This window comes from Enterobacter sp. Ag1, from assembly GCA_000277545.1.
GTDB lineage: Bacteria > Pseudomonadota > Gammaproteobacteria > Enterobacterales > Enterobacteriaceae > Cedecea.
Map to the genome: position 1 here is coordinate 25,919 of AKXM01000010.1, position 12,223 is coordinate 38,141.

Genomic DNA, 12,223 nt, shown 5'->3' on the forward strand with positions numbered 1-12,223 from the left:
TCGGTGCGATGTATTTAGCCATCCAGATGTTTACACTTCTATAATCAGCAGGTACTGTATAATCCTCAAGCGCAATTTGTTCATGCCGAAGTGAAGGACTTTCATGATCGAGATTAAACACCTGCGGACGCTGCAAGCGTTACGACACAGCGGTTCGCTGGCCGCCGCTGCTGCCGCCCTGCATCAGACTCAGTCGGCCCTCTCTCACCAGTTCAGCGATCTGGAGCAGCGGCTCGGCTTCCGCCTGTTTATCCGTAAAAGTCAGCCACTTCGCTTTACGCCGCAGGGGGAGATTCTGCTGCAGCTGGCGGAACAAGTGTTGCCGCAGATTGGCCGCGCCCTGCAGGCCTGCAATGAGCCGCATCAAACCCGGCTGCGCATTGCGATTGAGTGCCACAGCTGCATTCAGTGGCTGACGCCTGCGCTGGAAAATTTCCGCCAGCACTGGCCGCAGGTGGAGATGGACTTTAAATCCGGCGTTACGTTTGATCCGCAGCCTGCGCTGCAGCAGGGCGAGCTGGATATCGTTCTGACATCGGATATTTTGCCGCGCAGCGGGCTACATTATTCGCCGATGTTTGATTTTGAAGTGCGCCTGGTGATGGCGACCGACCACCCATTGGCGAAGAAAGAGAGCATTGAGCCTGAAGATTTAACGCTTGAAACGCTGCTTATTTACCCGGTACAGCGTGAGCGTATGGATATCTGGCGTCATTTCCTGCAGCCAGCAGGGGTTAGCCCGTCGCTGAAAAACGTCGATAACACGCTGCTGCTGATTCAGATGGTATCGGCGCGGATGGGGATTGCCGCCCTGCCGCATTGGGTGGTGGAAAGCTTTGAGCACCAGGGCCTGATTGTGACCAGAACCCTGGGTGAAGGTTTATGGAGCCGCCTCTACGCCGCGGTACGTGACGGCGAACAGCGCCAGCCGGTGACCGAGGCGTTTATTCGCTCGACGCGTCAGCACGCCTGCGACCATTTACCGTTTGTGAAGAACGCGGAGCGACCCATCGGCGATGTACCCACAGCGAGGCCATTATCACCGTTCCCCCAATAATAAAGCTCGGCCAGTGGGGCTGCTCCTGCCAGATGGCAAGATTCACCAGCAGCCCGGCCGGGACGTGCACGTTGTTCATGATGCCGAGCGTGCCGGCGTCCACCTGAGTTGCGCCGTAGTTCCACATAAAATAACCCAACCCGGAAGCGACAACGCCAAGCCAGACCAAAATCCCCCACTGTAGCGTCGTGGTGGGGAGTTTTTGCGGATTGCCAAGCGCAAACCAGGCAACAACGGCGACAATAAACGCCCCCAGATAGAACCACGAAAACGCGCAGTGCTGCGGCATCGGGTGCGTTTCCATCAGGCGCTTGTAGCCCACCATGCCGATAGCGAAGCAGATGTTCGCCCCTTGCACCAGCAGCAGGCCGATCCAGAAGTGATCGCTGACTTTATCGTAACGAATAATCGCCGCGCCAATCACCGCCAGCCCCGCACTCAGCGCATAGCCCCAGCGCAGTTTATTGCCGCTCAGCAGGTCGTAAATCAGCGTGACGTACAGCGGCGTCATTACCGTGAAAAGCAGGAATTCGGATACCGTGAGATAGAGGTAAGCGCGGAAGCTGAAGAGGTACATCACGCCAAGCTGTAGCGCGCCCACCAGCATGTACAGCAGCAGGGTTTTGAGCGGGTAACCTTTAAAACGCAGGAACGGCAGAAACACCAGCGCCGCCAGGCCAACGCGCATCAGCACCGAGAAATAGCTGTCCACATGCCCGGCGAGGTACTCCCCAATCAGGCTAAACGAGAAGGCCCACAGAATCGTGGTAATGATGAGTAATGGCACAATGAGCAATCCACAACGAACAAGATTGCGCCATTGTACTGAGAGGAGGCTACATCGGCTTAACTATTTAGTTGACGAATGGACATTTATTAACCACTCGTCATTTGCCGATCACTCAGTCTTGAGGAACAGCTTACGCAGATAATGCGGCACGGCGTTGTCGCCGTTGGTGCCAATCACTTCCAGCTCCGGCAACAGATCTTTCAGGCGCTGGTGAGCGTTGCCCATGATGCAGCCCTTACCGGCCATGCTCAGCATCTCGGCGTCGTTCATGCCGTCGCCAAAGGCAATGCAATCCTTCAGGCCGTAACCCATCGCTTTCGAGACCGCTTCCAGCGCGTGCCCTTTGGAAACACCGCCCGCCATCACTTCCAGGCAGGTCAGCGTCGAGAAGCTGACGTTCACGCGGTCACCCCAGCGGGCGTTGATCGCCTGTTCCAGCGGCAGCAGCGTGTCGTGATCGTCGCAGGTAAAGAATACTTTGCTGACGCCGTCGGCTTCCAGCAGGCCCGGTTCAAACAGGGTGTAGCTGAATTTTGCTTCCTGGAAATACTTCATCTCTTCCGGGCGGTGGCGGTTCATAAACCACTCGTCGCCTTTGTAGACGTTGGTCACGATGTCCGGGTTGTTATGCACCACGCCAAACAAGTCCTGAGCGATGTCGTGGTCGAGATCGTGAGAGAAGAACAGGTTGCCGTCGGTATCGTGCACGCGAGCGCCGTTCGAGGTGATCATGTACGCCTTGATCTCAAGATTGTCGCGAATTTGCGCCACATCGATATGGTGACGGCCGGTGGCAAAAACAAAGTTAACGCCTTCAGCGGTGAGCAGTTTTAACGTTTCTTTCGCGTAAGCGGAGAGGAAATGATCGGGAGACAGCAAGGTGCCATCTAAATCTGAAGCAACGACGTGGTACATAGGGATATTCAGCCTCTGGAGAGATATTTTCAATTAGTTATGCCGGTCGAAAAACTCAAGCACGGCAGACAATGCTCTGGCTCGCATAGCGTCCTTCTCAAACAGGATCTCGTGATACGCGCCTTCAATGACGTAAGGTGTTTCCCCCTCACAAGGGTGGCCCGCCGCGGCCATAATTTCGCAGAATTGCTGGTGCGCGCGGTTATCGACCACTCGCTCCTCTTCCGCCTGGAGTAAAAAGATCGGCGTGGTGATGGCAGTGGCTCCTGCTAACACCTTTTCTCCGGCGAGGATCCCTTCTCGTACCCAATGGAACGTTGGCCCGCCTACCCGTAATGCTGGCTCATCAGCATAAAAACGCAGGCTGCGGCGGTACCGCTCTTCGCTGTGGGTCAGGACGTTAACGCTAAACGGCAGCGCGCGCCAGCGGCCCGTCCCAATGGCGTATCCTTCCCGAATACGTGGATGCCCTTCGGCCCAGTCAAGAATATGACGCACCATCCATTCCGGCCAGCGCAGGATAATACCAAACATCGGGGCGCAGAGCGCGACCGCATCAAAAGCGCCCGGGGCTTGCTGTAACCATAACGCGGCAATGGCGCCGCCCATCGAATGGGCCAACAGGTAGCGTTTACGCCAGTGCCCTGACGCCACTTCCTGCTGGTAAAAACGGTCAAAATCTTCGACATAGTCACTAAAGTTGACGACGTGGCCACGGTGGGTGTCCGACAGCATGCGTCCTGAACGCCCCTGCCCGCGGTGGTCGATGATCAACACATCAAACCCGCTGTGGAACAGGTCATACGCCAGCTCAGCATATTTCACGTAGCTTTCTATTCTACCAGGGCAGACCACAATCACGCGATCGTGCTGCGGTGAACAGAAGCGAACGTAGCGAACCGGCACGTCGTCCACGCCGGTAAATTCGCGCTCTTCCCGCTTGCGCCAGAAGTCCGTCAGTGGACCCGTGGCAAAAGCAGCAAATGCGCCTTCGCGTTCTAACCATCCATTTTTATGCTGAGACATAGGGGTCGGCATCAGGTATCTGTGGTTTTTTTATGGCCCGTGGCACGCTTATCAACAATAGCGTATTGTGGCATAAAAGCGCGCGTTCAGGGAGTTTCGCATGACCTTCGAGTGGTGGTTTACCTATCTGCTAACCACAATAATTCTTAGCCTTTCCCCCGGCTCCGGCGCCATCAATACCATGACTACCGCTATCAGCCACGGCTATCGCGGTGCGGCAGCGTCAATTACCGGACTGCAAACCGGGCTGGCGCTGCATATTGTGCTGGTCGGCGTTGGGCTTGGGGCCCTGTTTTCACGCTCGCTGCTGGCCTTTGAAGTGCTGAAGTGGGCGGGCGTTGCCTATCTTATCTGGCTGGGCATCCAGCAATGGAGAGCCGCTGGTGCACTGGACTTAAACACGCTGGCCACCACGCAACCGCGCAGCAAACTGTTCAAGCGAGCGGTGTTTGTTAACCTGACCAACCCGAAGAGCATCGTGTTTCTGGCCGCGCTGTTCCCGCAGTTTATCGTCCCGCATCAGCCCCAGGCGATGCAGTACGTTGTGCTCGGTGTTACCACAGTCGTCGTCGATATTATTGTGATGATTGGCTATGCGACCCTGGCCAAACGGATTGCCGCCTGGATTAAAGGGCCGCGCCAGATGAAAGCCCTGAACCGGGTCTTTGGCTCGCTGTTTATGCTGGTTGGCGCACTGCTTGCGGGAGCGCGCCAGGCCTGATTATCGGGAGATGATCAGGTGAATACCAAACCCGGTGAACAGAGCGCCAGCCATACCGTCTATCCATTTGGCGAGGCGCTGATAGCCGCGACGCATTTTTGGTAAGGCGAACAGGCTCGCCACGATAGTGAACCAGGCGAAGGTTTCAATCGCGATCAGCACAAACAGGCCCCAGCGCTCGGCGCTGCCCACGTTGTCGCCAACAAAAAGCGAGAACACGCTGCCGAAGTAGATAATCGCTTTCGGGTTAGCCAGGTTCGTCAGCAGCCCTTTCACAAAGCTCTTGCCACCGCTCGCCAGCTCGATTTTTGGCGCTTCTTCGCTTTTAACTTCTTTCTTGAATGCGCCGCGCAGCATCTGATAGCCCATCCAGCAAAGATACAGCCCGCCGCCGACCATGATGATGTTATGCAGCCAGGCCATTTTTTCGAGGATAAGATGCAGGCCTAGCAGCGCCACGCCTGCCCAAACCATGACGCCAGCGGTGATCCCCAGCACGCCCATCATCGCCTCTTTGCGAGAGCGGCTTACGGCAGTCTGGGAAACAAAGAAAAAGTCAGGCCCCGGGCTCATCAGGGCAACGATGTGCACCAGCGCCACGGTCAGAAATAGCATTAACATAGGGAATAGCTCGCGTGCAGATAATTCGAAGAGTCATTATCCTGCCACTTTTCTTCGCGGCAGGCTACTCTTCATCCACGCCGTCAACGTGGTCGCGGATAAGCGTCATAAACGGGCGGCCAAAGCGCTCAAGTTTGCGCGTCCCCACCCCGTTAATGCCCAGCATCTCGCCGGGCGACAGCGGCATCTGTTCCGCCATTTCAATCAGCGTCGCATCGTTGAATACCACATAAGGCGGGATGTTTTCTTCATCCGCGATGGATTTGCGCAGTTTTCTGAGTTTGGCGAACAGCTTGCGATCGTAATTACCGCCAAAGACTTTCTGACTGGCGCGCGGCTTGATGGCGACAACACGGGGCACCGCCAGCATCAGCGGCTCTTCACCACGCAGGTAAGGACGTGCCGCTTCCGTGAGCTGCAGCGCTGAGTGCGCGGCGATATTTTGCGTCACCACGCCGAGGTGAATGAGCTGGCGGATCACGCTGACCCAGTGCTCCGTCGTGTGCTCGCGGCCCTCGCCGTAAACCTTCAGCTTATCGTGGCCAAGGTCGCGGATACGCTGATTGTTAGAACCACGCAGCACTTCAACCACGTAGCCCATCCCAAAGCGCTGGCCGACGCGGTAAATGCAGGACAGCGCTTTTTGCGCGTCCATCAGACCATCATAGCGACGAGGCGGGTCGAGGCAGATATCACAGTTGCCGCAGGACTGCTGGCGGCCTTCGCCGAAGTAGTTCAGCAGCACGAGACGGCGGCAGGTTTGCGCTTCGGCAAACGCGCCCATGGCGTTGAGCTTATGGCGCTCGATATCCTGCAGCTGTCCCGGTGCTTTTTCTTCAAGGCATTTACGCAGCCAGGCCATATCCGCCGGATCGTAAAACAGCATCGCTTCCGCAGGCAGGCCATCGCGCCCGGCGCGGCCCGTTTCCTGATAGTAAGATTCAATGTTGCGGGGGATATCGAAGTGGGCGACAAAACGCACGTTCGGCTTGTTGATGCCCATGCCGAAAGCGACGGTCGCGACCACGATTTGCAGATCGTCACGCTGGAATTTCTCCTGCACGTCACCGCGCACCTGGTGCTCCAGGCCCGCGTGATAAGCGCCGGCGCTAATACCTTTGCTTTGCAGTCGGGCGGCAATGTCTTCCACTTTCGCCCGGCTGTTGCAGTAAATAATCCCGGACTTACCGCGCTGTTCCTGAATATAGCGGGTGAGCTGATCGAGCGGCTTAAACTTCTCCATCAGCATGTAGCGAATATTCGGCCGGTCGAAGCTGCTGATTTGGATAAACGGGTCGTGGAGCCCGAGCAGGCGCACGATATCGAGCCTGGTGGTGTCGTCCGCCGTGGCCGTTAATGCAACAAAGGGGACGGCAGGCAATCTTTCGCGAAGCTGACCAAGGGCGGCATATTCCGGGCGGAAGTCGTGCCCCCACTGCGAAATACAGTGGGCTTCGTCCACCGCCACCATCGAAAGCTGCCAGTTGCTGAGATGGTCAATAAAATTGTCCATCATCAGGCGTTCAGGCGCGATATACAGCAGACGAATTTGCCCGGTACGGCAGCCGGTCATCACCTCCAACTGCTGTTCACGGGTTTGGGTCGAGTTAAGACAGGCCGCCGCCACGCCGTTCGCCAGCAACTGATCGACCTGGTCTTTCATCAGGGAAATCAGCGGGGAAACCACCACGGTCAGGCCGCCAAATACCAGGGCAGGAATTTGATAACACAGGGATTTACCACCGCCGGTCGGCATCACTACCAGGCAGTCACGCCCCTCCAGCACCGTGTCGATGATGGTTTTCTGACCCGGACGGAACTGTTGGTACCCAAAGGTATCCTGCAGAACCTGTCTCGCCAGCGACGCCTGATTGATTACTTCCGCCTGTGCCACGCTATCCCCACTACCTAAAATTCAGGCGCCATTTTCAGCGCCTGGAAGAGAAACTGCAATGCTTTAGAAAAGATCGTTTAGCATAACGCCTACGCCAACCCGTGTCTGGTTAAAGTTGTAATCGATGAGCGATTCACCGTAGCCGCTATAGACCTGGGTATAGAAGCGAACGTTTTTCGAGATCGGGTAACTCACGCCAAATTCTGCCCCACCGTAGCCACTATTCCAGTTGTATTGCCCCTTCACGCTGAAAATCGCATCGCCCAGCGCATAGCCCACCTTAAGCTGGTAGTAGCCCATATATTTGGTGATGTCCGGGTTGTCCTCTACGCTCCCCACTACGTACCAGGGTTTGACTTCCACCTGCCAGTCGCCGTGTTGTGCCATCAGGCGGGTGTACAGGCGGTTCCAGCCGCGCGAGGTTGGGTCAGAACGACCGTTTGAATCGTGGTTATAGCCAAACTCGACGTCCCGCAGTGTCCAGCCCGCAAACGTTGCCTCCGTTGCGAAACCGAGGAATAGCTGAGGCTCATAGTTGGTTTCACGAAACGGGGAGGATTCATTGCGGTTGGAAAGCTGCCACCAGGATTTCTGGGTATAGGAGGCGGCCAGCACGGAGTTATCCCCCAGAATTCCGCGCCAAAGCGGGAAGGCCAGGCTGAGCTGGAACTTCACCTCATCTTTGCGCGCATTGCTGGCCCAGTCATAAGAGCTGATTGCCTCTTTGTTCATATCGCTGGTCCAGGTGTACAGCAGGTAATTCGTGTCGTACGGGTACAACGTGAAAGGGTTGTCGTGTTCCTGCAGCAGATTGGCAATGATGCTGCCTCGCACCGCGGGCTTGTCGTGAATCTTATCGATGGTGGTTTCTTGTGCGAAGGCGGTCAAGGGCAGCATCGCGGCTACTCCCCACCCCAAAGGTTTCAGCATTAGTCCCGTTCTCCATAACAAAAAGTGTCTAAATATTTATCGCCAAACATTTTACAGCAGGATGGGCCAAAGCACGTCTCTGCGGTTCCGAAAGTGGAAAGCAACAATTGAGAAGCATAAACTACACACTTTGTTAACTTACTCGTTATTTGTTCGAGGAATGAACGATGTCTTCCCCCGTATTGACCACAGAAGCCGCCCTTAAGCTGGTGGGCGAAATCTTCGTGTATCACATGCCGTTTAACCGCGCGCTTGGCCTGGAGCTGGAGCGCTACGAAAAAGCGTTCGCCCAGCTGAGTTTTAATAATCAGCCGATGATGGTGGGCAACTGGGCACAAAGCATCTTGCACGGCGGCGTTATTGCCTCCGCGCTGGACGTGGCGGCTGGCCTGGTCTGCGTAGGCAGTACGCTGACTCGCCACGACACCATCACCGAAGACGAGCTTCGTCAACGTCTGTCCAAAATGGGCACCATCGATTTGCGCGTGGATTATCTGCGTCCGGGCCGCGGAGAGCGCTTCACGGCCAGCAGCAGCCTGTTGCGCGCCGGTAACAAAGTTGCGGTAGCGCGAGTAGAGCTGCATAACCAGGACCAACTGCACATTGCCAGCGCAACGGCTACCTACATGGTAGGGTAAGGATGTAAACCCTGTTATTATTTGCTCACTATTTTTTTGCTGAGTTTTCTTCATGGATCCGAAACAGACACGTCAGGGGATCTTGCTTGCCCTGACGGCCTACTTTATCTGGGGCATCGCACCGGTATATTTCAAACTGATTCACTACGTACCGGCGACAGAAATTTTGACCCACCGCGTTATCTGGTCATTCTTCTTTATGCTGGCGCTGATCACTGTCTGCCGCCAGTGGCCGCAGGTGAAACGCTCCTGCCAGAACCGTAAAAAGATCCTCGCGCTGGCGTTAAGCGCCGTGTTGATTGGCGGTAACTGGCTGCTTTATATCTGGGCGGTGAATAATCAGCACATGCTGGAAGCCAGCCTGGGTTACTTTATTAATCCACTGGTGAACGTGCTGCTGGGGATGCTCTTTTTGGGTGAACGCTTCCGGCGGATGCAGTGGGTCGCTGTCTTGCTGGCCTTCTGTGGCGTGCTGGTTCAGCTCTGGACTTTCGGCTCACTGCCGATCATCGGCCTGGGTCTGGCCTTCAGCTTCGCTTTCTATGGCCTGATCCGCAAAAAGATTGCCGTAGATGCACAAACCGGGATGCTGTTTGAAACGCTGTGGCTGCTGCCGATCGCGGGCATTTACCTGTTTGGCATCGCCGACAGTGCCACCAGCCATATGGGGATGAACCCGTGGACGCTGAACCTGATGCTTATCGCCGCCGGGGTGATCACCACGGTGCCGCTGCTTTGCTTTACTGCCGCCGCGACCCGCTTGCGCCTTTCCACGCTGGGCTTCTTCCAGTATCTGGGGCCGACGCTGATGTTCCTGCTGGCGGTGACGTTCTACGGCGAAGTGGTAACTGAAGATAAGCTGATTACTTTTGGCTTTATCTGGGCGGCGCTGGCGCTGTTTATTGCCGATGCGATTTATACCCAGCGGCGTCTGCGTAAGGTATAAAATACGCTAACCGTTATAGCCTCAATTTTTTTAGTAATGTGCCTGTGAAGCAGCAGGCACAAATCAATATACGGAGTAGTGACGTAGAAGCATTCATGCTAATGTAAAAAATTAATGGATTAATAATATTTAAGGACAATGGATGTTTTCATCATCGAGTGTTTTTTATATATTCCTTGCAGTTATAGCAATTATCTATACAACTCCTTTTATTTATACACCAATCACTATTTACGGCGCATTTAAGAAAAAAGAACAAATTACATTCATCAAAATAATATTATCTGCCAATGTTTTAATAATAGTTAACATACTCTATTATTTTTTCTCACCAAATAGTTTGCCCTATAGCTCCCATACGATTTTTTTTATCACCATGAGTCTGATAACTTTCCTTCCAGCCTCTTTGTCATTGTTAATTAACCTACCCAAAAAAGTTGGCATTTATACGTACATAATACTGTTTAGCTTATCACTTTGTGTATATAATTTTTATTGCTTTTCAGAAAAATTAAAGCAAGATCACCGCGCAATGGTTTTTTCTGCTTTGGAACAAGGGAATATAAAAAACTTCAACAAGTATTTAATGATGAATGCTCAAATAATAGTATCACTTTTGATTATCTATACGAAATGGCTGAGGTTGAAACTTATCCTGCAAAATCGTTTGCCTTTATGCTGGACTGTATGGCTGGAAGCACCGAAACGAAACATGTCCCATTTCAGTTTATAATCTTTTACAAAAACGCATTACTTCGTGAAAATACAAACACAGCACTATTAAACCTACTCTACGCCGATTATTATCATAAACTCAATGAAAGTGATAAAAATAATCTTGTAGAAGAAATCATTTCCGAAATAAACAACCGCTATTCAGCTAAAAATACATTGTTCGTAGAGCGCCTTAACTTCCTTATCAAAAAACATCCAGAATTAACTAACTACATAAAAACAGATGAGCAAGATATCATAAACGCAATAGATTACGGCAATATAAACTTTATTAATTACGCCCTCCCATATCATTCTACTAAAAATGAAAACCTGCTTTTGGCAACAAGTGTCTTAATCCATGCAGATGAAAAAATTATGAAAAAGATTGAGGAAAATAAAAACGTTCTAAATATCGAGCTGTTGAGCTCAGATCATCACGTTTGGAGGGACAGTAAAATAGATCTATTAAGCTACATATTCAGATATGGTTCAGAAAATTTAATCATCTGGTTACTCGCCCAAGGAATGGATGACACGGCCACATTTGATTATCAGACGAGTTATTTCAACCCTACAAATAATCAAAATGAATACTCTTGTAGAAATTACCTGATGGATCACATTCGTGACAATCCCGAAATAAGTCGTGAAAATGAATGGTCAATTCGCACAGTACTAGAGCTGAGAAGCAACTGCCCCTCAAGATAATCGGAAAGACAAGATAATAAATGCTATCGACAGATGCGGCTTTCAGGACGAAAGCCGCAACCGGTTTAAAGCCAGTTCTTACGCTTAAAATAGAGATAGGGCGCTAAGCCCGCGAGCATCATAAAGATGATCGCGCCGGGGTAACCAAAGCTCCACTTCAGCTCAGGCATAAACTCGAAGTTCATCCCGTAGCTGGACGCCACCAGCGTTGGCGGCAGGAAAACAACCGAAACTACCGAGAAGATTTTGATGATGCGGTTCTGCTCGATGTTGATGAAGCCCATCGCCGCCTGCATCAGGAAGTTAACCTTCTGGAACAGGGATTCGTTATGCGGCAGCAGCGATTCGATATCTCGCAGGATTTCGCGAGCCTGCTCCAGCTGGCTGCCCGGCAAACGTGCCTTACGCACCAGGAAATTCAGCGCGCGCTGGGTATCCATCAGGCACAGACGAACCTTCCAGCCGATATCTTCCAGCTCCGCCAGCGTCGAAAGCGCGGCGTCGTATTCGTCGCCCTGATGCCCTTCCATGATTACACGGCTCAGCTGTTCCAGGTCGCTATAAATGTTTTCGATTTCATCCGCCAGCTGTTCGATTTTGGTTTCAAACAGATCCAGCAGCAGCTCCCACGCGTTGCCGTCCGCCATGGCCTGATTGCGGGCGCGCATGCGGTAAAGGCGAAACGCAGGTAGCTCACGTTCACGCAGCGTGTACAAGCGGCCTTCACGAATGGTAAAAGCGACCGTGCTGTTACCGGCGTGGTCATCGGCATCTTCAAAGAAGAAAAAGGAGTGGATGTGAAGGCCGTCTTCGTCCTCAAAAAAACGCGCGGACGCTTCGATGTCTTCCAGCTCTGGTCGGGTTGCCAGGCTTTGACCAAGTTCCGTTTGCACTCGCTCTCGCTCGCTCTCTTCCGGCTCGACGAGATCGACCCATACCGAATTGGCAAGGGTATCCGTCTCGTCCAGCTCAATGCGGGCAAGGCGATTATTTTCCAGTTGAAATGCGCTCAGCATGACCGGGACTCCCAATGCAAAAAAAGATCAGGGACAATTCGGTTGGCACACAGACAGAAACAATAGAGGTTTCAGACCATTAAACAGTCTGACTCAAGGGGCGACGGAATGAAAATACACGAGGTCGCTGACAACCACGAAGGCTATCAGCATCAGAGGATAGCCTTAGAAGTTGTACCTGGATGACAGGTTATTGAGCCAGCATCTACTGGGTGTGTCCAAGGCGAGTGTCCTCTTAGCGTAT

General features: G+C 53.0%; 13 protein-coding genes. 5 read left to right on the forward strand and 8 right to left on the reverse strand.

All coding sequences use genetic code 11. The features are described 5' to 3' along the window. The first annotated feature begins 103 nt into the window (after positions 1-103). Positions 104-1,057 carry an HTH-type transcriptional regulator MetR gene (metR, locus tag A936_RS22615; RefSeq protein WP_008455485.1) on the forward strand — a complete coding sequence of 318 codons (954 nt, stop codon included), beginning with the start codon at positions 104-106 and terminating at the stop codon, positions 1,055-1,057. Here the strand turns inward: metR and A936_RS05590 are convergent. The 3 genes from A936_RS05590 to pldB all read right to left on the reverse strand — a co-directional run bounded on the left by A936_RS05590 (position 945) and on the right by pldB (position 3,788). After that, complete coding sequence (locus tag A936_RS05590; RefSeq protein ID WP_008455487.1) at positions 945-1,844, reverse strand: carboxylate/amino acid/amine transporter; 900 nt, start codon at positions 1,842-1,844, stop codon at positions 945-947. The two genes, metR and A936_RS05590, sit on opposite strands and share 113 nt — an antisense overlap. Before the next feature lie 111 nt (positions 1,845-1,955). After that, on the reverse strand, positions 1,956-2,762 hold the full coding sequence (gene yigL / locus A936_RS05595) for a sugar/pyridoxal phosphate phosphatase YigL (protein WP_008455489.1): 807 nt from the start codon (positions 2,760-2,762) through the stop codon (positions 1,956-1,958). 33 nt (positions 2,763-2,795) lie between these two features. After that, the gene (gene pldB, locus A936_RS05600) at positions 2,796-3,788 is read right to left on the reverse strand and encodes a lysophospholipase L2 (RefSeq protein WP_008455491.1); all 993 of its coding nucleotides are present in this window, start codon (positions 3,786-3,788) and stop codon (positions 2,796-2,798) included. Between the two features lie 100 nt (positions 3,789-3,888). Between pldB and rhtB the strand changes: the two genes are divergently transcribed. Continuing rightward, the gene (gene rhtB / locus A936_RS05605; protein WP_008455495.1) at positions 3,889-4,509 is read left to right on the forward strand and encodes a homoserine/homoserine lactone efflux protein; all 621 of its coding nucleotides are present in this window, start codon (positions 3,889-3,891) and stop codon (positions 4,507-4,509) included. On the opposite strand, the gene rhtC is transcribed toward rhtB, so the two are convergent. The 3 genes from rhtC to pldA form a co-directional block, all read right to left on the reverse strand. Further along, positions 4,510-5,130 carry a threonine export protein RhtC gene (rhtC, locus tag A936_RS05610; protein WP_008455497.1) on the reverse strand — a complete coding sequence of 207 codons (621 nt, stop codon included), beginning with the start codon at positions 5,128-5,130 and terminating at the stop codon, positions 4,510-4,512. It lies immediately after the preceding gene. Between the two features lie 64 nt (positions 5,131-5,194). Next, positions 5,195-7,024 (reverse strand): ATP-dependent DNA helicase RecQ, encoded by a 1,830-nt coding sequence (recQ, locus tag A936_RS05615; RefSeq protein ID WP_008455499.1) that lies wholly within the window; start codon positions 7,022-7,024, stop codon positions 5,195-5,197. Between the two features lie 63 nt (positions 7,025-7,087). Further along, entirely contained in the window at positions 7,088-7,954 is an 867-nt protein-coding gene (gene pldA / locus A936_RS05620) for a phospholipase A (protein ID WP_034807964.1), read from the reverse strand. A 167-nt stretch (positions 7,955-8,121) separates the two neighbouring features. Between pldA and yigI the strand changes: the two genes are divergently transcribed. From yigI to A936_RS05635, 3 genes are all read left to right on the forward strand, one after another. Then, positions 8,122-8,592 (forward strand): acyl-CoA thioesterase YigI, encoded by a 471-nt coding sequence (yigI, locus tag A936_RS05625; protein WP_008455502.1) that lies wholly within the window; start codon positions 8,122-8,124, stop codon positions 8,590-8,592. Between the two features lie 52 nt (positions 8,593-8,644). Continuing rightward, entirely contained in the window at positions 8,645-9,538 is an 894-nt protein-coding gene (gene rarD / locus A936_RS05630) for an EamA family transporter RarD (RefSeq protein WP_008455504.1), read from the forward strand. Between the two features lie 633 nt (positions 9,539-10,171). Further along, positions 10,172-10,963 carry a hypothetical protein gene (locus A936_RS05635; RefSeq protein ID WP_157141382.1) on the forward strand — a complete coding sequence of 264 codons (792 nt, stop codon included), beginning with the start codon at positions 10,172-10,174 and terminating at the stop codon, positions 10,961-10,963. Positions 10,964-11,028: 65 nt separating this feature from the next. Here A936_RS05635 and corA read toward each other — a convergent pair whose 3' ends face one another. Both corA and ysgD read right to left on the reverse strand, forming a co-directional pair. Next, positions 11,029-11,979 (reverse strand): magnesium/cobalt transporter CorA, encoded by a 951-nt coding sequence (gene corA, locus A936_RS05640; RefSeq protein ID WP_008455508.1) that lies wholly within the window; start codon positions 11,977-11,979, stop codon positions 11,029-11,031. A gap of 165 nt (positions 11,980-12,144) precedes the next feature. After that, positions 12,145-12,201: a YsgD/CorL family protein gene (gene ysgD, locus A936_RS23950; protein ID WP_353591484.1), complete on the reverse strand. Its 57-nt coding sequence runs from the start codon at positions 12,199-12,201 to the stop codon at positions 12,145-12,147. Between the last annotated feature and the right edge of the window lie 22 nt (positions 12,202-12,223).

What these genes read in the sequence shown, in the direction of transcription:
- pldA (WP_034807964.1), bottom strand. Translation starts at nt 7,954, where the DNA reads ATGCTGAAACCTTTGGGGTGGGGAGTAGCCGCGATGCTGCCCTTGACC.
- A936_RS05635 (WP_157141382.1), top strand. Translation starts at nt 10,172, where the DNA reads ATGGCTGAGGTTGAAACTTATCCTGCAAAATCGTTTGCCTTTATGCTG.
- yigL (WP_008455489.1), bottom strand. Translation starts at nt 2,762, where the DNA reads ATGTACCACGTCGTTGCTTCAGATTTAGATGGCACCTTGCTGTCTCCC.
- corA (WP_008455508.1), bottom strand. Translation starts at nt 11,979, where the DNA reads ATGCTGAGCGCATTTCAACTGGAAAATAATCGCCTTGCCCGCATTGAG.
- rarD (WP_008455504.1), top strand. Translation starts at nt 8,645, where the DNA reads ATGGATCCGAAACAGACACGTCAGGGGATCTTGCTTGCCCTGACGGCC.
- rhtC (WP_008455497.1), bottom strand. Translation starts at nt 5,130, where the DNA reads ATGTTAATGCTATTTCTGACCGTGGCGCTGGTGCACATCGTTGCCCTG.
- yigI (WP_008455502.1), top strand. Translation starts at nt 8,122, where the DNA reads ATGTCTTCCCCCGTATTGACCACAGAAGCCGCCCTTAAGCTGGTGGGC.
- pldB (WP_008455491.1), bottom strand. Translation starts at nt 3,788, where the DNA reads ATGTCTCAGCATAAAAATGGATGGTTAGAACGCGAAGGCGCATTTGCT.
- rhtB (WP_008455495.1), top strand. Translation starts at nt 3,889, where the DNA reads ATGACCTTCGAGTGGTGGTTTACCTATCTGCTAACCACAATAATTCTT.
- metR (WP_008455485.1), top strand. Translation starts at nt 104, where the DNA reads ATGATCGAGATTAAACACCTGCGGACGCTGCAAGCGTTACGACACAGC.